At 68.0% G+C, this 20,439-nt stretch carries 23 protein-coding genes; 5 read left to right on the top strand and 18 right to left on the bottom strand.

Going from position 1 to position 20,439, the window contains the following annotated elements:
• Window positions 1-62: 62 nt before the first annotated feature.
• Window positions 63-1,484, bottom strand: coding sequence for an SDR family oxidoreductase (locus E4M01_RS06950; protein ID WP_135061542.1), 1,422 nt, complete (start codon window positions 1,482-1,484; stop codon window positions 63-65).
• 146 nt (window positions 1,485-1,630) lie between these two features.
• On the opposite strand from E4M01_RS06950, the gene E4M01_RS06945 reads away from it, so the two are divergent.
• The gene (locus E4M01_RS06945; protein WP_135061544.1) at window positions 1,631-2,557 is read left to right on the top strand and encodes an Hsp33 family molecular chaperone; all 927 of its coding nucleotides are present in this window, start codon (window positions 1,631-1,633) and stop codon (window positions 2,555-2,557) included.
• Here E4M01_RS06945 and recO read toward each other — a convergent pair.
• From recO to folK, 14 genes are all read right to left on the bottom strand, one after another.
• A complete protein-coding gene (recO, locus tag E4M01_RS06940; protein WP_135061546.1) occupies window positions 2,552-3,283 on the bottom strand; it encodes a DNA repair protein RecO in 732 nt (243 codons plus the stop codon). The two genes, E4M01_RS06945 and recO, sit on opposite strands and share 6 nt — an antisense overlap.
• On the bottom strand, window positions 3,283-3,753 hold the full coding sequence (locus E4M01_RS06935) for a nuclear transport factor 2 family protein (protein ID WP_135061548.1): 471 nt from the start codon (window positions 3,751-3,753) through the stop codon (window positions 3,283-3,285). Before E4M01_RS06935 ends, recO begins: the two co-directional genes overlap by 1 nt.
• 27 nt (window positions 3,754-3,780) lie before the next feature.
• Window positions 3,781-4,398 carry a flavodoxin family protein gene (locus tag E4M01_RS06930; protein ID WP_135061550.1) on the bottom strand — a complete coding sequence of 206 codons (618 nt, stop codon included), beginning with the start codon at window positions 4,396-4,398 and terminating at the stop codon, window positions 3,781-3,783.
• Between the two features lie 51 nt (window positions 4,399-4,449).
• Window positions 4,450-5,664, bottom strand: coding sequence for a serine hydrolase (locus E4M01_RS06925; RefSeq protein WP_245158142.1), 1,215 nt, complete (start codon window positions 5,662-5,664; stop codon window positions 4,450-4,452).
• A gap of 19 nt (window positions 5,665-5,683) precedes the next feature.
• Window positions 5,684-6,634 (bottom strand): GTPase Era, encoded by a 951-nt coding sequence (era, locus tag E4M01_RS06920; protein ID WP_209316103.1) that lies wholly within the window; start codon window positions 6,632-6,634, stop codon window positions 5,684-5,686.
• Between the two features lie 5 nt (window positions 6,635-6,639).
• Window positions 6,640-7,350, bottom strand: a complete 711-nt coding sequence (gene rnc / locus E4M01_RS06915; RefSeq protein WP_135061556.1) for a ribonuclease III — start codon at window positions 7,348-7,350, stop codon at window positions 6,640-6,642.
• Window positions 7,350-8,066 (bottom strand): signal peptidase I, encoded by a 717-nt coding sequence (lepB, locus tag E4M01_RS06910; protein WP_209316102.1) that lies wholly within the window; start codon window positions 8,064-8,066, stop codon window positions 7,350-7,352. The genes rnc and lepB overlap by 1 nt, the downstream gene beginning before the upstream one ends.
• Before the next feature lie 182 nt (window positions 8,067-8,248).
• On the bottom strand, window positions 8,249-8,650 hold the full coding sequence (gene acpS / locus E4M01_RS06905) for a holo-ACP synthase (protein ID WP_135061560.1): 402 nt from the start codon (window positions 8,648-8,650) through the stop codon (window positions 8,249-8,251).
• Complete coding sequence (locus E4M01_RS06900; protein ID WP_135061562.1) at window positions 8,647-9,399, bottom strand: pyridoxine 5'-phosphate synthase; 753 nt, start codon at window positions 9,397-9,399, stop codon at window positions 8,647-8,649. The genes acpS and E4M01_RS06900 overlap by 4 nt, the downstream gene beginning before the upstream one ends.
• A gap of 1 nt (window position 9,400) precedes the next feature.
• Window positions 9,401-9,985 (bottom strand): orotate phosphoribosyltransferase, encoded by a 585-nt coding sequence (gene pyrE, locus E4M01_RS06895; protein ID WP_135061564.1) that lies wholly within the window; start codon window positions 9,983-9,985, stop codon window positions 9,401-9,403.
• Between the two features lie 144 nt (window positions 9,986-10,129).
• Window positions 10,130-10,909, bottom strand: coding sequence for a TIGR00730 family Rossman fold protein (locus E4M01_RS06890; RefSeq protein WP_135061566.1), 780 nt, complete (start codon window positions 10,907-10,909; stop codon window positions 10,130-10,132).
• Window positions 10,910-10,933: 24 nt separating this feature from the next.
• Entirely contained in the window at window positions 10,934-13,096 is a 2,163-nt protein-coding gene (locus tag E4M01_RS06885) for a bifunctional (p)ppGpp synthetase/guanosine-3',5'-bis(diphosphate) 3'-pyrophosphohydrolase (protein ID WP_135061568.1), read from the bottom strand.
• A 128-nt stretch (window positions 13,097-13,224) separates the two neighbouring features.
• A complete protein-coding gene (gene rpoZ / locus E4M01_RS06880; protein WP_135061570.1) occupies window positions 13,225-13,584 on the bottom strand; it encodes a DNA-directed RNA polymerase subunit omega in 360 nt (119 codons plus the stop codon).
• 89 nt (window positions 13,585-13,673) lie between these two features.
• Complete coding sequence (gene folK / locus E4M01_RS06875; protein ID WP_135061572.1) at window positions 13,674-14,210, bottom strand: 2-amino-4-hydroxy-6-hydroxymethyldihydropteridine diphosphokinase; 537 nt, start codon at window positions 14,208-14,210, stop codon at window positions 13,674-13,676.
• Between folK and E4M01_RS06870 the strand changes: the two genes are divergently transcribed.
• Both E4M01_RS06870 and E4M01_RS06865 read left to right on the top strand, forming a co-directional pair.
• Window positions 14,203-14,742: an NYN domain-containing protein gene (locus E4M01_RS06870; protein WP_135061574.1), complete on the top strand. Its 540-nt coding sequence runs from the start codon at window positions 14,203-14,205 to the stop codon at window positions 14,740-14,742. The genes folK and E4M01_RS06870 overlap by 8 nt on opposite strands.
• Window positions 14,742-15,377: a uracil-DNA glycosylase gene (locus E4M01_RS06865; protein ID WP_135061576.1), complete on the top strand. Its 636-nt coding sequence runs from the start codon at window positions 14,742-14,744 to the stop codon at window positions 15,375-15,377. Before E4M01_RS06870 ends, E4M01_RS06865 begins: the two co-directional genes overlap by 1 nt.
• Before the next feature lie 7 nt (window positions 15,378-15,384).
• Here E4M01_RS06865 and E4M01_RS06860 read toward each other — a convergent pair whose 3' ends face one another.
• Entirely contained in the window at window positions 15,385-16,350 is a 966-nt protein-coding gene (locus E4M01_RS06860) for a glycosyltransferase family 9 protein (protein ID WP_135061578.1), read from the bottom strand.
• An 83-nt stretch (window positions 16,351-16,433) separates the two neighbouring features.
• Between E4M01_RS06860 and E4M01_RS06855 the strand changes: the two genes are divergently transcribed.
• Window positions 16,434-17,216, top strand: a complete 783-nt coding sequence (locus E4M01_RS06855; RefSeq protein WP_135061580.1) for a folate-binding protein YgfZ — start codon at window positions 16,434-16,436, stop codon at window positions 17,214-17,216.
• Here the strand turns inward: E4M01_RS06855 and E4M01_RS06850 are convergent, their stop codons facing one another.
• A complete protein-coding gene (locus tag E4M01_RS06850; RefSeq protein ID WP_167765229.1) occupies window positions 17,217-17,963 on the bottom strand; it encodes an SIMPL domain-containing protein in 747 nt (248 codons plus the stop codon).
• Window positions 17,964-18,011: 48 nt separating this feature from the next.
• Window positions 18,012-18,368, bottom strand: a complete 357-nt coding sequence (gene panD / locus E4M01_RS06845; RefSeq protein ID WP_135061584.1) for an aspartate 1-decarboxylase — start codon at window positions 18,366-18,368, stop codon at window positions 18,012-18,014.
• 209 nt (window positions 18,369-18,577) lie between these two features.
• Here panD and sppA point away from each other — a divergent pair, with 209 nt between their 5' ends.
• A complete protein-coding gene (gene sppA / locus E4M01_RS06840) occupies window positions 18,578-20,362 on the top strand; it encodes a signal peptide peptidase SppA (protein ID WP_135061586.1) in 1,785 nt (594 codons plus the stop codon).
• The last annotated feature ends 77 nt before the right edge of the window (window positions 20,363-20,439 follow it).

Below are 20,439 nucleotides of genomic sequence, written 5' to 3'. Positions count from 1 at the left end.
GAGAGGCCGAAGGCCTTAACGCCCCCGGCCGCCCCGATCAAACGCCGCGTCTGGAAACGCGCTTAAAGGTTGGTCAGCTTGCGGATCTTGCTGTCCGGCTGGCGGCTTTCCAGCACGGCCGCGCCGACCAGGGCCGCCAGGGTGGCGACAGCCAGAAGCGCGCCGCCTTCGCGAGCGTGATCCTTGGCGTACTGACCCGCGTCATCGGCGTATTTGCGCGCACGCTTGCCGGCGTGGTCGCGGCGACGGCGGATGTCGTCGAAATCGACGCGGCCGCGCAGCTCTTCGACCAGAGCTTCGAAGCTGGACCGCGCCTGATCGCCTGCCTTGCCGGCGCGATGACCGGCCTCTTCGGCCCCACCTCGCAGGGCGTGCGCGGCGTCGGACAGCTTGTGCTTGAGGCCGTCGACATCGACCCAGCCCCGCGGATCGATCCGCCGCTTGATCCGCTCGTAGCGGGTCGGGCCGCTGCGTTGGCTCAGCAGGACAACGGCGATGGCGGCCAGGGCGACGGCGGCGATGGCGCCGCCGGTCACGCCGGGATGTTTGCGGGCCTCGGCCAGGGCGCTGAACTGTCGAACCATGGGATAGTGAACCTCTTCATCCAGGCCGTCTTCCGTCGGGTCATAGAGCCCGTCTTCATACGGCCGATAGGCGGAACTTCTGTCCCGCATCAGGCTAGGAGCGAACTTGGCCAGAAGTGGTTCCGCCACACCCGGCACGGCGGCGTAAAGGCTGGCCACCAGCCGCCCGCCGCCGCCGACCGTGATCTCGCGGATGCCGTGGCTGGCGCAGTAAAGGATGGTGTCGGCCACCACATGGGTCGCATAAACGGGCTGCGGATTCTGCACCGCCTGACCCGTCAGGTTCAGGGCGTGGCGCGGATAGGGCGTGTCCACCGCCGCCGGCTTGACCAGGCTGACGGTCACCGGCGCCTTTTCGCGCAGCAGCTCCATCCGCAGCGCATTGGTGAAGCCCTTCATGGCATGTTTGGAGGCGGAATAGACGCCCTGCACCGGGATCGGCGCATCGCCCAGGATCGAGCCGACGTTGACGATGGCCCCGCCGCCCGGCTTGCCGCGCAGATGCTCGACCGCGACCAGCGAGCCGTTGACCACACCCCAGTAATTGGTCTCGAAAAGGCGGCGCTGATCGTCCAGCCCCGTCTCGCGGATCGGGCCGTAGATCGAGACGCCGGCGTTGTTCACCCATGTGTCGAAGCCGCCGAACAGGCGCACACACTTGTCGGCCGCCTCCTTCAGCGCTTCGAAGTCCGCCACGTCGGCCACAGCCCAGGCGCAGCGCGCGCCCTCGGCCTGCAGTTCTTCGCACAAGGCGCGCAGATCGGTCTCGCCGCGCGCGATCAGAAACACCCTGGCGCCTTGCCGTGCGGCGCGTCGGGCGGTCGACAGTCCGATGCCCGATGTCGCGCCGGTCACGACGATCGCCTGCTGGTTCAACGGCTTGAGCTTGGCTTTGGACATGACGCACCTCCGAACGGACCGGGCAAACGGGCGCGCGGGCGTCCCCGTTCCAGGCCGGCGGCGCAGCCTAGCACAGGCCCCTTATCAAGCGGGAAGCGGGCGCCTATCTTTCCGCCTCTTCCGAAACGCCATTTCCCGGAGCCGCCGTGACCGATCACGCGCCCCTGTCGCCCGTTCCCGTAGACGACCTCGCCGCCGCCTTCCAAATCGAGGGCTGGCCCGTGCGCGGCCGCCTCGTTCGCCTGGGCGACGCCATCGACGCCGTCCTGTCGGCGCACGACTATCCCGAACCGGTCGCGGCCCTGCTGGGCGAGACCTGCGCTCTGGCGGCCCTGGTCGGCTCCAGCCTCAAGTTCGAGGGCCGGCTGATCGTCCAGGCCCAGGGCGATGGACCGGTACGCTATGTGGTGGCCGACTACGACAGCCAGGGCCACATACGCGGCTACTGCCGCTTCGACGCCGAGGAAGTGGCCGCAGCCTCGACGGGCTTCTCGCGTCCCGGCGCCCAGACCCTTCTGGGCAAGGGCGTGTTCGTGATGACCCTGGACCAGGGGCCGGACTTCGAGCGCCACCAGGGCATCACCCCCATCGAGGGCGAAAGCCTGTCCTTGGCCGCCGAACACTATTTCCGCCAGTCCGAGCAGGTGCCCACCAAGGTTCGCTTGGCGGTGGGGGCGGTCGATCAGGGCGCCGGGCCGAGGTGGCGCGCTGGCGGCGCGATGATCCAGATGGTCGCGGGCGACGCCGCGCGTGGATCGACCGAAGAGGTCTGGGAACGCTCCGAGGCCCTGTTCCAGACCTTGGCCGACGACGAGCTGCTGGACCCTCAGATCACGCCGGAGACCCTGCTGTTCCGCCTGTTCCACGAGGACGGCGTTCGGCTGGAGCAGGCGCGCCCGCTGGCGGCTGTCTGCCGCTGCTCGGCCGACCGTATCACCTCGGTCCTGACCTCGTTCGGCGAGGACGAGCGGCGCGAAATGATCGAGGACGACGGCAAAATCCGCGTCACCTGCGAATACTGTTCGACCGTCTACGAGATCGAGCCGGCGGCGGCAGGCGTCGGAAGCCTATAGCCGCCCCGCCTCGGCCAGTTTGTCCAGCATCCATACGCGGGCGGGCGGCAGGGGCTTGTTCAGCGGGTGGAACACGAACTGCTCCAGGAAGTGGCCGGTCAGGTCCAGCCCCGCCTTGACGTCGCCCTCGGCCACGCCCGCCTGTGCGCCCAGCATAAAGGGCGGCAGGGCCAGCAGCTTGTCGGCATAGGGCGCGCCCGCCTCGCGGCTGACGGCGCGGCCCGTGCGCGGGCTGACCCAGACGAGATCGTCGGTCGACCCGCTGGCCGCGCAGCGCGACAGGTCCAGACCGAAGCCGAGCTCTTCCAGCAGACCCGCTTCGAACCGGGCGAAGACGGCCGGCCAGACCTCGGGCCAGGCCAGGGCGCCCATCAGGGCCTCGAAGGCGAAGAAGGCCCCCGGATGGGCCTCGCGCTCGGGCAGCGCCCCCTCCGCCACGGCGGCGGCGGCGTTGAGGCCGACCAGGGCCAAAGGATCGTCGAACAGGGCGGCCGGGCCCTCCCCGATCGGCTCGAGCCGGGCCGAGCCCAGTTGATCGGCGGTGCGCGACCTCAGCGCCGCCGTCACCCGCGCGCCGGCCTGTAAAAAGGGCCTCATGCGCCGCGACGCCCCGCCGGCCACATAGGCCATTCGCCGCCCGTGCTGCTCGGTCAGCAGGCCGACCACGGCGCCTGTGTCGCCATGCGACCGCGCCGACAGCACGAAGGCCTCGTCTTCGATCTCCATCAGTCGGAAGCGCCGCCCCGGATCAGGTCGACGACGGCGGACGCCTTGTCGTTGGGCACGGCGAAGCTCAGCACATACTGCTCGATCTTCCAGCCGTCGTCGGTCCGGCGGAGCACGCCCGACCCGCGCGTCTCGCCATAGCTGGCGTTGGTAAGCTTCTCTTCGAACCAGGCGATGCAGCGGCAGTCGATCGGCGCGATGGTGATCGTTCGCTCGGTCGCCGGATAGGACCATCCCCGACCGCGAGCGAAGACCGGCCCGGCGTAAGCGCGGAACTGTTCCAGCGTCCAGTGCTCGGTTGCGTCCGTGCCGACGAAGCGAGCGTCCGGCGTGAACAGGGCGAAGTAGGCCTCGCCGTCCGCAGCGGTCGAGGCCGCGTTAAGTTGATCCAGCACCGCGGCGATCTCGGCCTCGGGGCTGGGCGCCGCCTGGATCGTCAGGGCGGCCAGGGCCGCGAGGGTCAGGGACATGGCCGTCTCCGCTATGAGGGGATCAGCCTAGTCCTCCTCGCCGCTTTCGGGAACGGGATAGACGCTGGGCTTCATGATCTTGGCCAGCGCGACCAGATTGCGCGCGGCGTTTCTGCCGACGCGGTCGGAATAGTCGTGGCCCTCGTCGGTTTCGACGTAGTCGGGCCCAGGCCCCGGCCCCAGGTGCCAATAGGTCCAGCTCTGGCCCGGAATGGTGAAGCCCATGTCGATCAGGCCCTGGCAGACGGTGGCGACGATGTTGTGGGCGCCATCCTCATTGCCGGTGATGACCACGCCCCCGACCTTGCCGAAGGCGACCGGGCGGCCGTCGTCGTCGGTCTCTGCGAACCAGGCGTCCATCCGCTCCAGCGCGCGCAGGCAGACGCTGGACATCTGGCCCAGCCAGGTCGGCGTGGCGAAGACGACGATGTCGGCGGCCTTCAGCTTTTCATCCACCTGGGGCCACTGGTCGCCGTCCCCCTCGTCGGCGGAGACGCCGGGCTTGATGTCCAGATCGACCAGACGGATCAGCTCGACCTCGGCGCCGCCCTTTTCCAGTTCGGCGATGACGACGCGGGCCAGGGCCTCGGTGGACGAGGTCTTGGGCGACGGCTTCAGGGTGCAGTTGAGAACGACGGCCTTCATGGGATCTCCTCGCAGGTCACGAGGCCAACCCGCCGAAGGGCGCTGCGTTCCCTAGTTGGCCAGACGCGTCGGGACCGGCTTGCCCAAGGCTTCGGCCAATGCCTGCTGAGTGATAAGCATGACCTGGTCACGACGGTGATAGTTGTTGGACAGGACCACCACCGTCACGTCGTGCTCGGGCTCGTGGACCACCAGGTTGCGGAAGCCCGCCCAGCTGCCGGTGTGATAGATTTGCGCATCGGCGAAGGGCGCGTCGGTGCGCATCCCCAGGCTGTTGACGTAGAGGCCGTAGCCATAGGCCCGGCGCTGGCGGCCGCGTTCGCGCGGCGTGTCCTCCGGCGCGTGGTCGGCGATCATCTGGGCGTAGGAGAAGGGCGTCAGAACCGCGCCGCCATGCAATGCGCGGTTCCAGATCATCAGGTCGTCCAGGCTGGAATACAGAGCCCCGGAGGCAAAAACGATGCTGACATTGGCCAAGGGCTGAGGCGTCAGGCCGCCGGGAAAATCGCCATAGCCCATGACCAGCCCCTGGGTCTGATCATCGGCGTCGGAACCTGTGTGATCCAGGCCCAGCGGGTCGAACAGCGCCTGTTTCAGATAGGCTTCGTACGAGACGCCGCTGGCCTTTTCCACCACCACGCCCAGAAGGTTGAAGCCGGCGTTGCTGTATCGGACCTTGGTCCCCGGCTCGAACTGCAGGCGATAGCGGGCGGTGGCTTCGGTCAGCTCCTGCGGTGTGCGCGGCGTTGCGCGGATTCGGCCCCACTCCGCCTGAGCCATCAGGTCCGGCACGCCCGAGGTGTGCGACATCAGATGATGCAGACGGATCGGCGCCCAGGCCTCGGGGCACGGCTGGATCCATTTGCACAGCGGATCGGCGACGCTGAGCTTGCCCTCGTCCTGTAGCTTCAGGATCGCGGCGGTGGTGAACTGCTTGGAGACCGAGGCCAGGCGAAAGCGGCTGTCCAGCGCCAAGGGCTCGCCGCGCTCGCGATTGGCGATGCCGTAGACCTGGCGGAACAGCACCTGATCGCCGCGCGACACAAGCACGCCGCCCATGAAATCGCCCCGATCCAGCCGCGCCTTCAGGATCGGCAGGTCCTCGACCACCTTCAGAGGCGCGCGCTCGGGCGGCGCCGACGCGGTCGGCACGGGCGGTCGCGGCGCGGCGACGGTCTTCACCGCCGCCCAGGCCGAGGCCCCGACCACGATGGCGGCGGTGACCCCCAGGATCAGCCGGGGATGGCCCCCGGCGGTACGCGGCACATGAAACACGGGCTCTCGCTCAGACGTCGAAGTCCAGGCCGAACTGGGCGTAAAGGGCGCGGCTGTCCTGCCACTTCGGATCCACCTTGACGGTCAGGAACAGGTGGACGGGCCGCTCCAGCAACTCCGTCAACTCCTCGCGCGCCTTCTGGCCGATCCATTTGACGGTCTGACCGCCCTTGCCCAGCACGATCGGACGTTGGCTGTCGCGCTCTACATAGATGGTCTGTTCGATGCGCACCGAACCGTCGGGCTTCTCGTCGAAGGCCGTGGTTTCGACCGCAGCCGAATAGGGCAGTTCCTCATGGACGCGCAGATAGACCTTCTCGCGCGTGATCTCGGCCGCCAGCACGCGCATCGGCACGTCGGCGGACTGGTCTTCCGGATAGAGCCAGTGGCCCTGCGGCATGGCCAGGGCCAGGCGGGTCTTCAGATCGTCCACCCCGTCCCCGCTGAGGGCCGAGATCATATAGACCTCGGAATAGACGCCGGTTTCGAACAGGCGCTGCGACAGGGCTAGCAGGGTGTCGCGGCGCATGCCGTCGATCTTGTTCAGCGCCAGGATGACCTTGGCGCCCGTCGCCTTCAGATTGGCGATGATGGTCTCGGTGTCCTCGGCCGAGCGGCGATCGGCGGCCGTGCCCTCACGCCCTTCGGAATCGATGTGCGACTGGGCGTCGATCAGGTGCACGACCACATCGGCGTCCTCGGCCCCGCCCCAGGCGGAGGCGACCATGGCGCGGTCCAGGCGGCGACGCGGCGTGAAGATGCCGGGCGTGTCCACCAGCACGATCTGGGCGTCGCCTTGGATGGCGATGCCGCGCACCGGGAAGCGCGTGGTCTGAACCTTCTGGGTGACGATCGAGACCTTGGAGCCCGTCAGCCGGTTGACCAGGGTGGACTTGCCGGCGTTGGGCGCGCCGATGATGGCGGCGAAGCCCGCGCGGGTCTGGTCGTTGGTTTCGGAGATATCGGTCAAATCACGCCTTCACGTTCAAGCAGGCCGACAGCGGCCGCCTTCTCCGCCTCCTGACGCGAACGGCCCTGGGCGGTCAAGGGTTCGACGCCTTCGACCGAGACCTGGACCGTGAAGGTCGGCGCGTGGTCGGAGCCGGTGCGCTCGACCACGGCATAGGCGGGCAAGGGCCTGCCCTGTCCCTGCGCCCACTCCTGAAGCGCGGACTTCGGATTGGTCAGACCCGGTTTGGACGGCGTCTTCAGCTCCTGGGCCCAGGCGCGATCGAAAACACCGCGCGCCGCCTCCAGACCGCCGTCCAGATAGACGGCCGCGAGGATCGCCTCCACCGCATCGGCGATGACACCGGCCTTCTTGCGTCCGCCGGTCTTGGTCTCGCCCGCCGACAGCCTCAGCGCCGGACCGACATCCAGCGCCTCGCCCACGCGCGCGCAGGCGGCCTTGTCGACCAGGGCGTGCAGGCGCGCCGACAGCAGACCCTCGTCGGCCTCGGGGAAGTCGGCCGACAGACGCTCGGCCACCAGCAGGCCCAGCACTCGGTCGCCCAGGAACTCCAGACGTTCGTTGTCGCGGATCTTGCGGCTTTCGACCGGCGTCCCCTGCCCCACGCTGGCGTGGGTCAGGGCGCGGTCCAGCAGGGTCTTGTCGGCGAAGGCGTGCCCCAGCCGCTGGGCCAGGGCGGCCACGGCCTCGGCGCGCGCATTGGCCATCAGTCCAGGATCTGGAAGAACCGGCTCGGCCGCACATTGGCGAACCAGCTGACCGGGTTGAACAGGGACGCGCCCGGCGACCAGGAGAACAGGATGATCTCGGCCTTGCCGACCAGATTCTCCTCCGGGACCATGCCCACCCCGCCGGCGACGCCGACGCGGCTGTCGATGGAGTTGTCGCGGTTGTCGCCCATGAAGAAGTAGTGGCCGGCCGGAACCTCGAACACCGGCGTGTCGTCCAGGTCGCCGCCGGGGCCGTAGTCCTGGATGGTGAAGGTCCGGCCGCCCGGCAGGGTTTCTCGCTTGCGCATCACCTGGCGGGGTCCGAACACATCCTCGAACTCGCTTTGGGAGACCACGGCGTCGGGCACGGCCTGATCGTTGATGTAGAGGACGTTGTCTCGCATCTGCACGCGATCGCCCGGCAGGCCGATCAGGCGCTTGATGTAGTCGGTCCGGTTGTCGCGCGGCAGCTTGAACACCACGATGTCGCCGCGCGCCGGCGCCTTGCCCAGGATGCGGCCGTCGAACAGCGGCGGGCTGAACGGGATCGAGTGTCTGGAGTAGCCGTAGGTCCACTTGGACACGACGATGTAGTCGCCCTCATAAAGATTGGGCTCCATCGACGCCGATGGTATGGTGAAGGGCTGGAAGAACAGCACCCGCAGCACCAGTGCGATAAGCAGGGCGAAGACGACGGTCTTGATGATTTCCATCGTCTCGCTGCCCGCGGACTTGGCGGGCTTTTCACGGCCGCGGCGCGCGCCGGGGGCGTAGACGGCGCCGTCGCCCTGGTTCGTCGCGCGCACCTCTTCGTCGCGCTTACGGTCGTCGCTCATCTGGCCTTGATTCCCCTGCCGCTTTCGCGCGGCCATTCCTGCCACGGGGTATAGGCTGATTACGCCATCGGCAAGGCTTCGATCACTACGAAGGCGAGGGCGTAGGGATGCTCGTCCGACAGCGTCAGGTGAATGCGAGGCTCGTGACCCTGCGGCGTCAGGCGCGCCAGATGCTCGGCCGCATGGCCGGTCAGAGCCAAGGTAGGCTGGCCCGAGGGCAGGTTCACCACCCCCATGTCGCGCCAATAGACGTCGGAGCGCATGCCCGTGCCCAGAGCCTTGGCGCAGGCCTCCTTGGCCGCGAACCGCTTGGCGTAGCTCCAGGCCGGATCAGGCTTGCGGTCGGAGCGACGCCGCTCCAGTTCGGTGAAGCAGCGGGCCTTGAAGCGGTCGCCGAACCGGTCCAGCGAGGCCTGGATGCGGCGGATATCCGACAGGTCCGCGCCGACGCCGACAATCATGCCATCGCGCCCGCTACGGCCTCGTCCATCGCCGCGCGCATGCGGCGAATGGCCCCGTCCAGGCCGGTGAAGACGGCTTCGCCGATCAGGAAATGGCCGATGTTCAGCTCGACGATCTCGGGGATGGCCAGCACCTCGCCGGCCGTGCCGAAGTCCAGGCCGTGCCCGGCGTGAACTTCCAGCCCCAGGCCCTGCGCCTGGGCGGCGGCGGCGGCCAGGCGGCCGAGCTCGGCGGGCCGCTGGTCGGGCGAGAGATGGCAGTATCGGCCGGTGTGGAATTCCACCACCTGGGCGCCGACGGCGGCGGCGGCCTCGACCTGGGCCGGCGAGGGCTCAATAAACAGGCTGACACGCATGCCCGCCTCTGCGAGCGCCTGGACGACCGGCGCGATGCGCGCCTCGCAGCCAGCGACGGCCAGGCCGCCCTCGGTGGTGACCTCCTCGCGCCGCTCGGGCACCAGGCACGCGGCGTGCGGGCGGTGGCGCAGCGCAATGGCCAGCATCTCGTCGGTGACCGCCATCTCCAGGTTCAGCGGCTTGCCCGCGCGCCGGCAAAGGGCCGTCAGCACGTCGATGTCGGCGTCGGTGATGTGACGGCGATCCTCGCGCAGGTGGGCGGTGACGCCGTCGGCCCCTGCCGCCAGAGCCGTCTCGGCGGCGCGTGCGGGGTCGGGGTGGTTTCCCCCGCGCGCGTTCCGCACGGTCGCGACGTGGTCGATGTTGACGCCGAGGCGGACGCGTCGGCTCATCCTATTTCACCAGCCGTCGACTGCCGGGATCCTCGACCGGCAGAGCGGCCAGTTCGGGCGGCAGGGCGTCGGCCGGATAGGCCGGCACGTCCAGAGTGGCCAGCGCGATCAGCGGCACGCCCACGTCGGCGCGCCCGCCCGAGCGATCCACGATGCAGGCGGCCGCGACGACCGTGCCGCCCGCCTCCTGAATGGCGGCGATGCATTCGCGCGACGACAGGCCGGTGGTGACGATGTCTTCAACCATCACGACCTTCTCGCCCTGCTCGACATGAAAGCCCCGCCGCAACTTGAAGGCGCCGTCCACGCGCTCGACGTACATGGACCGCACGTTCAGATGCCTGGCGGTCTCATAGCCGGGGATGATCCCACCGACCGCCGGCGAGATCGCCGCATCCACCGGACCGACCGTCGCCGTGATCTTCTCGGCCAGCGCCTTGCACAGCCGCTCGCAGCGTCTGCCGTCCATGAAGACCAGGTTCTTCTGCAGGAAGACCGGGCTGTGCAGGCCGGACGACAGCACGAAATGCCCTTCGCGAAGAGCGCCGGCGTCACGGAATTCGGAGAGAACGTCGTCGGAGGTCATGGGTGCTCATACCGCCCGCACCTAACAAACGAAAGGCACGTCCAAGAAGCCCGTCTCCCCGGTGAAAGCCGGGGCCCAGAGCCTTACGACCGCCGAGAGCCTGCTTTCCTGGATCCCGGCCTTCGCCGGGAAGACGGAGTGGGTCTACTCGATATCCGCGCCCGGCTTCAGCCCGCCTTCCAGCAGCTTGGTCCAGACGGTTTCCGCGTCGTCGGCGAAGGCGAACAGGTCCATGTCCGAGGCCTTGACCATCCCGTGCTCGATCAGGGCGTCGAAGTTGACGACCGAACGCCAGTAGGCCTCGTCGAACAGGACGATCGGGATCGGCGGCGCCTTGCCGGTCTGGCGCAGGGTCAGGATCTCGAACAGCTCGTCCAGCGTGCCGAAGCCGCCGGGGAAGACCACAAGCGCATTGGCCCGCATGGCCAGGTGCATCTTGCGCATGGCGAAATAGTGGAACTGAAACGTCAGCTCGGGTGTCGACCACGGGTTCGGAAACTGCTCGTGCGGCAAGGTGACGTTGAAGCCGATCGATGGAGCGCCAGCTTCGTGCGCGCCCTGATTGGCCGCCTGCATGATGCCCGGCCCGCCGCCCGTGGCGATGACGTTGTCGCGCGGTTCGCCCGGCGAGCCCCTGAAGGCTCCGCCCCGCTCGGACGCGATGCGGCCGAACCGGCGCGCCTGCTCGTACCAGTAGGAATGCCGCCCCTCGCCGTCCGCGCCGACGCGCGCCGAGCCGAACACCACCAGGGTCGAACGCACGCCCCAGGCGCGCAGGGCCTCTTCGGCCTTGGCGTACTCCATCAGGAAGCGCACGCCGCGCATGGAATCGCCCAGGATGAAGTCGGAATCCTTGGCGGCGAGGCGATAGGAGGGCGAGGCGACCTGCGCCTGATTGGCGAGGGCTTGTTCTTCGGGCGTCATGAAATCTCTTGGGGTCTGTAAAGTTCAGCCGCGGGCGCGTTCGACGGTGTCGACCGACGGATTGGCGCGGAGCGCGGCGATGATGGTGGTGGCGTGCCGGGCGTCCTCGACCTCGACATCGATCTCGACGTCGAAAAAGTCCTGCTGCCGGTGCGCCATCACCAGGTTCAGAATGTTGCCGCCGGCCTCGCCGATCAGTGTCGAAACCTGACCCAGAACGCCCGGCGCATTCTTCATGGTGGCGCGGATGCGAGCCGACGCGACGGCCTCGTGCTCGGCCTGCGGCGTCCACTGCAGATCCTGCCAGACCGAATCGTCATCGGCGAATTCGGCCAACTGCTGACAGTCGATGGTGTGGACCGTCAGCCCCTTGTCCGGCTCCAGAATGCCGACGATGCGGTCGCCTGGCACCGGCGTGCAGCAGGCGCCGAAATGCACCGAAACGCCCGGCGTCAGACCGCCGCCGCGCACGAACAGACGCGCCTGAGCGTCGTCGATCCGCCTCTTCTCAGGCCCAGCCTTGAGCCGGCCCTTGAGGCCGGGGAACAGAACCTCGGCCACGCGGGACGGGCTAAGTCGGCCGCGCCCGATGGACTCGAACAGCTCAGCCTCGTCGGCGACGGCCAAGGTCTCAAGCCCGGGGGTCAGGGTGACTTCGGACAACGCCTTCTCAGCCCGCTCCAGCGTCTGTTCCAACGCAGCGCGGCCCAGCTTGATGAACTCCTCGCGCTCGGAGCTGCGGATGTGCCGGCGGATGGCCGAGCGCGCGCGGCCGGTCACAGTCAGGCTGCGCCAGTCGGCAGGGATGTCGCGCTTGGCGCCGCGAATTATCTCGACCACGTCGCCGTTCTGGAGCTGAGTGCGCATCGGCTTCAGCTCGCCGTTGATCTTCACGCCCACGGCCGTGTCGCCCACCTCGGTGTGGACAGCGTAGGCGAAGTCCAGAGCCATGCCCCCGCGCGGCAGAGTGATCAGAGCGCCCTTCGGGGTGAAGACGAAGACCTGATCCAGATACATCTCCAGCTTGGCGTGCTCGACCCAGTCCTCGCCGCCCTCGCCATGCTCGATCACCTGAACCAGGTGTCGGAGGTTCTGCAGCGGGTCGCGCCCGCCGTCCGCCTCCATGGCCTGACGGTCGAAGCCATAGGCCTGGTTCTTGTAGCGCCAGTGCGCCGCAACCCCGTCTTCGGCCACGCGGTCCATGGCCTCGGTGCGGATCTGCATCTCGATTCGCAGACCCGACGGGCCGACCACCGTGGTGTGCAGGCTGCGGTAGTTGTTGGACTTGGGCGTCGAGATGAAGTCCTTGAACCGCTCGGGCACCATGGGCCAGGCGCGGTGGATCACACCCAGCGCGCGGTAGCAGTCGTCCTCGCTATCGACGATGACACGGAAGCCGTAGATGTCCGACAGGCTGGAGAAGCCCACCGACTTCCTCTGCAGCTTGCGCCAGATCGAATAGGGCGTCTTCTGCCGGCCCGGCACGCGGGCGGAGATGCCCGCCTCCTCCAGGACTCGCGTCACCTCGCTCGACACGCCCTCGATGGCGTGGCCGTGCTCCAGCTTCAGCGCCTCCAGCCGCCGCTCGATCGCGGTCTTGGCCGTGGGATTCAGGTGGGTGAAGGCCAGCTCTTCCAGCTCGGAGGCGATGGAGTGGATGCCGATCGATCGACCCAGCGGGGCGTAGACTTCCAGCGTCTCGCGGCTGATGCGCTCGCGCTTCTCGGGCTTCACATACTGAAGCGTGCGCATGTTGTGCAGACGGTCCGCCAGCTTGACCAGCAGCACCCGAACGTCTCGCGAAATCGCCAGGATGAACTTGCGCAGGTTCTCGGCCTGGCGCGTGTGCTCGGCCTGCAACTCGAGCCGGGACAGCTTGGTCACGCCTTCGACCAGGACGGCGACCTCCTCGCCGAACATCTGGGCGATGTCGTCGCGGGTGGCGGAGGTGTCCTCGACCACGTCGTGCAGCAGGGCCGTGACGATGGTGGCGGTGTCCAGCCGATAGTCGGTCAGAATGCCCGCGACCTGGATCGGGTGGGCGAAGTAGGGATCGCCCGAGGCCCGCAGCTGCGAGCCGTGCATCTTCATCGCATAGACATAGGCCCGGTTCAGCAGGGCCTCGTCGGCCGTCGGGTCATAGGACTTGACGGCCTCGATCAGTTCGAATTGGCGCAGGACAGGCATGCGCTTGGCCGCCGGGGCCGCATCAGGCTCCGGCGTCGGGGGTGAATTCAGGTTTGCAGCTTCTGGAGCCGGCGCAGCCTTTGCGGTCCGCGCCGGCAGAATAGTGACGCCTCTGGCGGGCTCGGCCGTCAGTAGCGCTCCTCCTGACCGCCGTCGCGGTCGCTTTGCAGCGCGCGGATCAGTTCCGCCTCCGCCATGTTCATGTGCTGCGGCTCGGCCAGCAGCTTGACCGTTTCGGCCTCGTCTTCTGCCTCGGTCCGCTCATCAACTCGCTGCAGGGTGGTGATGATGTTCTCGCGCAGTTCATCCGGCACGACCTTGTCCTCGGCCAGCTCGCGCAGGGCCACGACAGGGTTCTTGTCGTTGTCGCGATCAAGCAGCAGGGCCGCGCCATTGGCGATCGCGCGCGCGCGGTGACCCGCCAGCAGGACCAGGCCGAACCGGTTCGGAACCTTCTCGATGCAGTCTTCGACGGTGACGCGGGCCATGAAATTCCTCAGACGCGGGGGAGAACCCTGCTAAATACAGGTTTGAAGCGCATTGTGCAACGCGGCGAGGGCCGCAATGCGGCGATCGATCAGCGCAAGGGGCAGGCGTCCAACCCTATCAAGCCTGTCTCCGCCAGCTGCCCCGCAGTCATATCCAGCACTGGATGACGCCACCTCGGCGCGATCTCGGCCAGCGGGCCCATGACGAACCGGCGATCCGCCGCCCGCGGATGAGGCAGGATCAGGCCGGTGCAATCACCCTGCTCGCGCCCAAAGGCCACGAGGTCTAGGTCCAGGGTTCGGGGCGCATTGGGCCGCGAGCGCTGGCGGCCAAAGGCGTCCTCGATTCGGCCGAGCGCGGCCATGACGGCATGAGGATCGTATTCGGTGCGCACAATCACCACCCCGTTTAGAAACGGCGGGTCGTTCGGGTCGGGCCAGGCCTGGGATCTCCACCAGGACGAGCGCGCCACGACGTCCAGGCCCTCGGGCCGGAATCGCGCCAGCGCAGCTTCCAGCGCCTCGCGGCAATCGCGCCACGGCCCCTTGTCATTGCAGCCCAGGGCGACGATGACCGCCTGATCGAGGTCTCCCGCATATTCGCACGGATATTCGCCCATGGTCATTCACCCGTCCGACCGACTTGCGGTCTTCATCGACGGCGCCAACCTGTACTCCGCCGCACGATCGCTTCAGCTGGAGCTGGACTTCAAGCGGATGAACGACTGGTTCGCCGCCCGCGCCCGGCTGGTGCGGACCTATTATTACACGGCCATCATCGAGGGCGAAGAGTTCTCGCCGGTGCGGCCCCTGGTGGACTGGCTGGGCTATAACGGCTTCTCGGTCGTGACCAAGCCGGTCAAGCGGTTCACCGATTCCGAGGGCCGCAGCCGCACCAAGGGCAATATGGACATCGAGATTGCGGTCGATGTGCTGTCGCTGTCCGACAGGCTGGAGCATGTGGTGCTGTTTTCCGGCGACGGCGACTTCCGCCGTCTGGTTGAGGCGGTGCAGGCCAAGGGGGTGCGGGTGACCGTAATCTCGACGACCAAGAGCCAGCCGCCCCACATCGCCGACGAACTGCGCCGCCAGGCCGACAGCTTCCTGGATCTGGCCGACCTGGCGCCCGAGTTCGCGCGCCCGCGGCGCGACGCCTGATGCTGAATCCCGAACCGCCCCGCGACTGTCCGCTGTGTCCGCGCCTGGTCGCCTACCGGCGCGAGAACCAGGCTCAGAACCCGGATTGGTGGAACGGTCCCGCCCCCTCCTTCGGCGATCCGAGCGCGAGGCTTCTGGTGGCGGGCCTCGCCCCCGGCCGGACGGGCGCTAACCGCACAGGGCGACCCTTCACCGGCGATCACGCCGGCTGGCTGCTGTACGAGACGCTGAAGAAGACCGGCTTCGCGCGCGGGACTTACGAGGCGCGGCCCGACGACACGATCCAGCTGATCGACTGCATGATCACCAATGCGGTCCGCTGCGCCCCGCCGCAGAACAAGCCCCTGCCGATCGAAGAGGCGACCTGCCGGCCCTTCCTGATCGACCGGCTGGCCGCCCTGCCCCGGCTGAAGGTGATCGTGACCCTGGGCGACGTGTCGCGCCGGTCGCTGCTGAAGTCGCTGGGCCTGCCCGGCACGGCCATCCCCGCCGGCCACGGGGTCGAGGGCGAGGCGGCCGGCTATCGCATCCTGAACAGCTATCACTGCTCGCGGCTGAACACGAACACTGGCCGGCTGACGCCCGAGATGTTTGAGGACATCTTCCGCCGCGCGCGCCAGATGCTGGACGACTGAGCTCCGACTAGGCCTTCGCCGCCTGAATTTTGGTCAGGAAGGCGCTGGTCTTCTTCAGCACCCGGTCGGCCGGCAGATCCATCATGTGCTGGATCGACTGGTTCAGGCGTGGATCCAGGGCGCGGAACTCGTCGATCGAGCGCGCGCCGCGCACGGCGATCCCGCCCCACGGGCCGGTGCGCCGCTCGTCCGAAGGGCCATAGACGCCGACGCAAGGCGCGCCGGCCGCGACGGCCAGCTGGGTCCAGACGGAGTCCGGGCCGATGTAGAGGCTGGCATGCTTCAGCGCGGCCACCGTCTGCAGTCGGGTAAGACGGCCCTGCAGTTCGATCACCCGATGCCGCTGGACGGCCAGGCGGATGGTGTGCGCCGCATCGCGATCCGCCTCTTCGCCGACGATCATCAGCCGGCCGCCCGCCAGCGGCCCGTCGTCGGCCAACAGAGGACCCGCCACTTTGGCGAAACGCTCGGCAGGCCAGCGCTTGCCCATCCAGTCCACGCCCGGCCCGACGGCCAGGATCGGCCGCCCGTCCGGTCGCACCAGGGCGTCGACATCGGCCTGGGTCCGATCCGAGATGAACAGGCGCGGCGCCACCGGTTCGTCCAGTTGCATGACCGCGGCGGCGGCCTCGACCGCATGCAGCGCCGGGTCGTCCTTGCCGCGCACGGCCCGCCTGTGCCGCTTCAGCTTGCCCGACAGCGTCGAGCCCCGCAGATCGACCACTAGGCCCCACCGTGTCTCGCGCACCTTGTTCCACAGGGCGATCCAGTCGAACCGGCTTTCGCGCTCCAGCACGATCAGCTGTTCCAGCCCCGGCGTCTCGGCAAACAGGGGCGCGGACGCCGCCGAACCGACGATGGTGAAGCGTGCGTTCGGCACTTCCTCGACAAGGTGCGCCAGCAGGCCCGAAGACAGCACGGCCTCCTCGGCGTCCGCCTCGGCGATATAGAGGATGGGGAAGGTCCCGCGCATTTTGGGAGGCTACAGGGATTCTCGCCCAGGTTCAGCCGTCGCGCGCCCTCGCCATCGCCTTACGGCGCCCCTATCTGGGGACCATGTCCGCCCGCATCGCCCGCCTAGACAGCCGCGCCCTGGTCCGCGTCTCCGGTCCCGACGCCCGCCCGTTTCTGCACAATCTGCTGACGCAGGATGTCGAGACCCTGGCCGAGGGCGAACGGCGCTTCGGCGCTCTGCTCTCGCCGCCTGGCCGACTGTTGTTCGACCTGTTCCTGACCGCCGAGGGCGACGCCGTGGTGCTGGACGTGGACGCCCCGCGCCGCGACGCCTTCGTCCAGCGCCTGTCGATGTATCGCCTGCGGGCCAAGGTCGAGGTCGAGACGGACGACCGCCCCGTCCATGTCGCCTGGGACGGCGACGTCCCCGGCTTTTCGCCCGACCCTCGGGTGGCCGCGCTGGGCGGACGGGCGCACGGCGATTTTCAGGCCACCGCCAGCGAGGATGACTGGCAGGCGCATCGCCTGGCGCTGGGCGTGCCTGACGCGGCCGCAGACTGCCCTGACGACAAGACCTATCCGATCGAGGCCAACTTCGACCTTTTGAACGGCATCGACTTCCACAAGGGTTGCTTCGTCGGCCAGGAAACGACCTCGCGCATGAAGCGGCGCGGATCGATCCGCACCCGGATGCGCCCCATCGCCTTCGACGGGCCCCCGCCCGCATTCGGAACCGAGTTGCTGAACGGCGAATTGCGCGCCGGCGAGGTGCTGAGCGGCCGAGACGGCCTGGCCATGGCGTCGCTGCGCGTGGATCGGCTGGAAGGTCAGCTGACCGCAGACGGCCGGCCGATCAGCCTGCCGCCCGTCGACTGGCTGGACTGACTATTCGATTTCAAAGACGACGGTCAGGCGCGCGTCGATGCGTGCAGGGGGAGGCGCCACGTTCAGCGGAACAGACGCTTGAATGCGCGATCCCGTGACCACAATGTCCTGAACTGACTCTATTCCAGCGACGCCGAATGGACGCGCTCCCGGATCCTGAACGCGAAGCACCCGCACGATGCGCTGGCCGGAAGCCTGGGCCAGGGCGTCGGCCTGACGCCGCGCGTCCGCGAACGCGGCGGCGTTGGCCTCGGCCTGCAGTGCGCGGTCGTCCGCAAGGGTAGTGGAATCCAGCCTTGCGTTGCGGCCTCCGCGCTCCGCCGCCAGCGAGACCGCGTCTCCTGCCCGCTCCACCGGCGCGCCTTCCAGCGTCAGGTTCATCGCGGCCCGGTAGCCGGTGATCGGGCAGTTTTCGGTGTCGCCGTAGCGTTCGCGCCCGCAGTCCGGATCATGGGTCGGCTGCACCTGCGGCGAGCCGGTCGTCACTCGCGCACGTTCCAGCCCGGCCAAACGCTCAAGCCCCTCGCCCACTCGCTCGCGTGCTTCGGACAAAGCTCGGACGGCCTCGACCTGGCTCGCCCCACGCCCTTCGACGTCAGCCGTCACACGGAAGGTGTCGGGCGCCCGCTCTGCGCTTCCCTCTCCGACCACGACGATGGAGGGTCGCGACGTGATTTCCTGCTGAGCCAGCGCAGGCGTCGCCGTCAGTGCGGCGGCGCAGGCCGCGAGATACAACGTCTTCACCATCGCCATCCTTGTGTGCAGTCTGCACTGCAACCGGATAGAGACGGGGCGTCAAGCCGCGCGTTTGATCTCGTTGCAGTCGTCCAGCAGCACCACCGTCGGCGACCACTGGCGTGCTTCTTCCTGCGGCAGCTGGCCGTAGGTGACGATGATGACCTTGTCGTTTTTTTGCACCAGACGCGCGGCGGCGCCGTTGACGCCGATCACGCGGCTGCCGCGCGGGGCCTCGATGGCGTAGGTGGTGAAGCGCGCGCCGTTGGTGATGTTGAGCACGTCCACCTGCTCGTGCGGCAGGATGCCCGACGCGTCCAGCAGGTCGCCGTCGATGGCGATCGAGCCCTCGTACTCCAGGTCGGCCTGGGTCACGGTGGCGCGGTGCAGCTTGGCTTTCATAAGGGTGACCAGCACTAGCGGTCTCCAGCGACAGACGCGGGGCCAACGCCCCCGCACGCGAACGCCATATAGGGTTTCGGTGTCGGATAATCAATGATCAGGTTGCGGCGCAGCACGTCGTTTCGCGTTGGGGCGCAGGCGTGGCAACTGCACGCTTGGAGCCGACTTCGCGTCCCTCTATGATCCGAGCGGCCGACTGCCGGCCCACGGATTGCGCCCACCTTATGAAACAGTTCTTCCTGACCATGCTCGGCGTATTCGCTGGGCTGTTCATGTTCATGATCGTGCTGCCGGTCGTACTAATCATGGTTGCAGTCGCCAGCGCCGGCTCCAAGCCCGCCACGCCCGCACAGACGGTTGTCCAACTGGACCTTCGCGGCGGCCTGTCAGATCAGCCGTCAACCAACCCCTTCGCCGGCTTTGGAGGGTCGAACCTCTCGGTTGTCGAGGTGGTGGACGGCCTTGCTCAGGCCGAGCGGGACAGGAACGTCAAGGCCTTGGTGGTGCGCCTGCCCGAGGCTGGAATGACGCCCGCCGCCGCGGACGAGGTCCGTCAGGCCATCCACCGCTTCCGCGCCGCCGGCAAGCGCGTGATCGCCCACAGCCAAGGTTTCATGCCGGTCGGGGCGGTCGTGTCCAGCTATATGGTCGGCGCCTCGGCGGACGAGCTGTGGATGCAGCCTGTCGCCAGCTTCCAGGCCTCGGGCTTTTCGACCGACGAAATCTTCCTTGGACGCGCCTTTGAACGGTACGGCGTCAACGCACAGTTCGAACAGCGTTACGAATACAAGAACGCCGTCAACCAATTCAGCCAAAACGATTTCACCCCTGCCCACCGCGAATCGATGTTGGCGTGGATGACCTCCATCTACGACAACGCCCTGGCCAACGCCGCGCGCGACCGCGAGATCGATCCGGCCGTGATGAAACGGGTCATCGAGGCCGGGCCGTATACGGCTGAGCAGGCTCTCGAGGTGCGGCTGATCGACAAGGTGGGTCAGGTCGAGGCGGCGCTGGGCGAGGCCAAACGGCTCGCCGGCTCCAACGCGGAGATCCTGGATTTTCGCCGCTATGCTTCGTCCAAAGGCCTGCGGACCGGCTCGGGGACGGACGCCATCGCCATCGTTTCGGCTGAAGGCGCCATCGTGACGGGGGCCAGTTCCGGGTCCGATCCCTTCGGTTCGGGCTCGACCATCCGGTCTGACGACACGGCCAAGGCCATCTATGACGCCATCGAGGACGACGCGGTGAAGGCCATCGTCTTCCGTGTCTCTTCGCCGGGAGGCTCGCCCGAGGCGTCGGAGCAGATTCTGGCTGCGGTCCGCGCCGCCAAGGCGGCCGGAAAACCGGTGGTGGTGTCTATGGGCGCCTATGCTGCATCCGGCGGCTACTGGATCAGCTCGGAAGCCTCCTCGATTGTGGCCCAGCCCTCGACCCTGACCGGCTCCATCGGGGTGTATGGGGGCAAGTTCGTCCTGGCTGACGCCCTTGGCCGGTTTGGCGTCGACATGCGCGGACTGAGCATCGGCGGCGACTATGCCGATGCGCTGTCGCCGTCCCAGCCGTTCGACCAAGGCCAGCGCGCAGCCTTCGCCGCCTCGATGGACCACATCTACGACGCCTTCTTGGTCCGCGTCGCGCAAGGCCGCAGACTTGAGCCCGCCCAGGTGCAGGAGATCGCCCGCGGCCGGGTCTGGACCGGCGCCCAGGCCCGGGAACTGGGCCTCGTCGATGAACTCGGCGGCCTCACAGAAGCCATCGCCGTAGCCCGCCGCCTCGCCGAAATCCCCGAGGACGCCTCGGTTCGCTTCAAGCGCTTCCCGGCCGCCAAGTCGCCATGGGAGGCTTTGTCGGACGCATTCGGCGTTCAAGCTGAAGCAGCCCAAGCCCTTGTGCGGATCGGGGCCGTGGTCGGCTCGCCCGAAGCCCAGTCTGTCATCCAGCGGGTCCAAACTGAACGGCTGCGAGGTCAAGGCGGCTTGGTTCTGGCGGACCAGCCCCTGCGGTGAGGGCGATCCGCGCGTGATGTCGCACGGCATTGACCGCACCTGCCTATGGACCGACATTGCTCATCGGGCGTTCATCG

The sequence above is a fragment of the Brevundimonas sp. MF30-B genome (assembly GCF_004683885.1).
Classification (GTDB): Bacteria; Pseudomonadota; Alphaproteobacteria; order Caulobacterales; family Caulobacteraceae; genus Brevundimonas.
Note: the sequence above shows the minus strand (reverse complement) of the source record. Positions and strands in the feature narration are given on the sequence as shown.

Coding starts and splice junctions, on each gene's coding strand:
- E4M01_RS06950 (WP_135061542.1), bottom strand. CDS start 1,484: ATGTCCAAAGCCAAGCTCAAGCCGTTGAACCAGCAGGCGATCGTCGTG.
- recO (WP_135061546.1), bottom strand. CDS start 3,283: ATGGAGATCGAAGACGAGGCCTTCGTGCTGTCGGCGCGGTCGCATGGC.
- E4M01_RS06935 (WP_135061548.1), bottom strand. CDS start 3,753: ATGTCCCTGACCCTCGCGGCCCTGGCCGCCCTGACGATCCAGGCGGCG.
- E4M01_RS06930 (WP_135061550.1), bottom strand. CDS start 4,398: ATGAAGGCCGTCGTTCTCAACTGCACCCTGAAGCCGTCGCCCAAGACC.
- rnc (WP_135061556.1), bottom strand. CDS start 7,350: ATGGCCAATGCGCGCGCCGAGGCCGTGGCCGCCCTGGCCCAGCGGCTG.
- lepB (WP_209316102.1), bottom strand. CDS start 8,066: ATGGAAATCATCAAGACCGTCGTCTTCGCCCTGCTTATCGCACTGGTG.
- acpS (WP_135061560.1), bottom strand. CDS start 8,650: ATGATTGTCGGCGTCGGCGCGGACCTGTCGGATATCCGCCGCATCCAG.
- E4M01_RS06900 (WP_135061562.1), bottom strand. CDS start 9,399: ATGAGCCGACGCGTCCGCCTCGGCGTCAACATCGACCACGTCGCGACC.
- pyrE (WP_135061564.1), bottom strand. CDS start 9,985: ATGACCTCCGACGACGTTCTCTCCGAATTCCGTGACGCCGGCGCTCTT.
- E4M01_RS06890 (WP_135061566.1), bottom strand. CDS start 10,909: ATGACGCCCGAAGAACAAGCCCTCGCCAATCAGGCGCAGGTCGCCTCG.
- E4M01_RS06885 (WP_135061568.1), bottom strand. CDS start 13,096: ATGCCTGTCCTGCGCCAATTCGAACTGATCGAGGCCGTCAAGTCCTAT.
- rpoZ (WP_135061570.1), bottom strand. CDS start 13,584: ATGGCCCGCGTCACCGTCGAAGACTGCATCGAGAAGGTTCCGAACCGG.
- E4M01_RS06870 (WP_135061574.1), top strand. CDS start 14,203: ATGGTCATTCACCCGTCCGACCGACTTGCGGTCTTCATCGACGGCGCC.
- folK (WP_135061572.1), bottom strand. CDS start 14,210: ATGACCATGGGCGAATATCCGTGCGAATATGCGGGAGACCTCGATCAG.
- E4M01_RS06865 (WP_135061576.1), top strand. CDS start 14,742: ATGCTGAATCCCGAACCGCCCCGCGACTGTCCGCTGTGTCCGCGCCTG.
- E4M01_RS06860 (WP_135061578.1), bottom strand. CDS start 16,350: ATGCGCGGGACCTTCCCCATCCTCTATATCGCCGAGGCGGACGCCGAG.
- E4M01_RS06855 (WP_135061580.1), top strand. CDS start 16,434: ATGTCCGCCCGCATCGCCCGCCTAGACAGCCGCGCCCTGGTCCGCGTC.
- E4M01_RS06850 (WP_167765229.1), bottom strand. CDS start 17,963: ATGGTGAAGACGTTGTATCTCGCGGCCTGCGCCGCCGCACTGACGGCG.
- sppA (WP_135061586.1), top strand. CDS start 18,578: ATGAAACAGTTCTTCCTGACCATGCTCGGCGTATTCGCTGGGCTGTTC.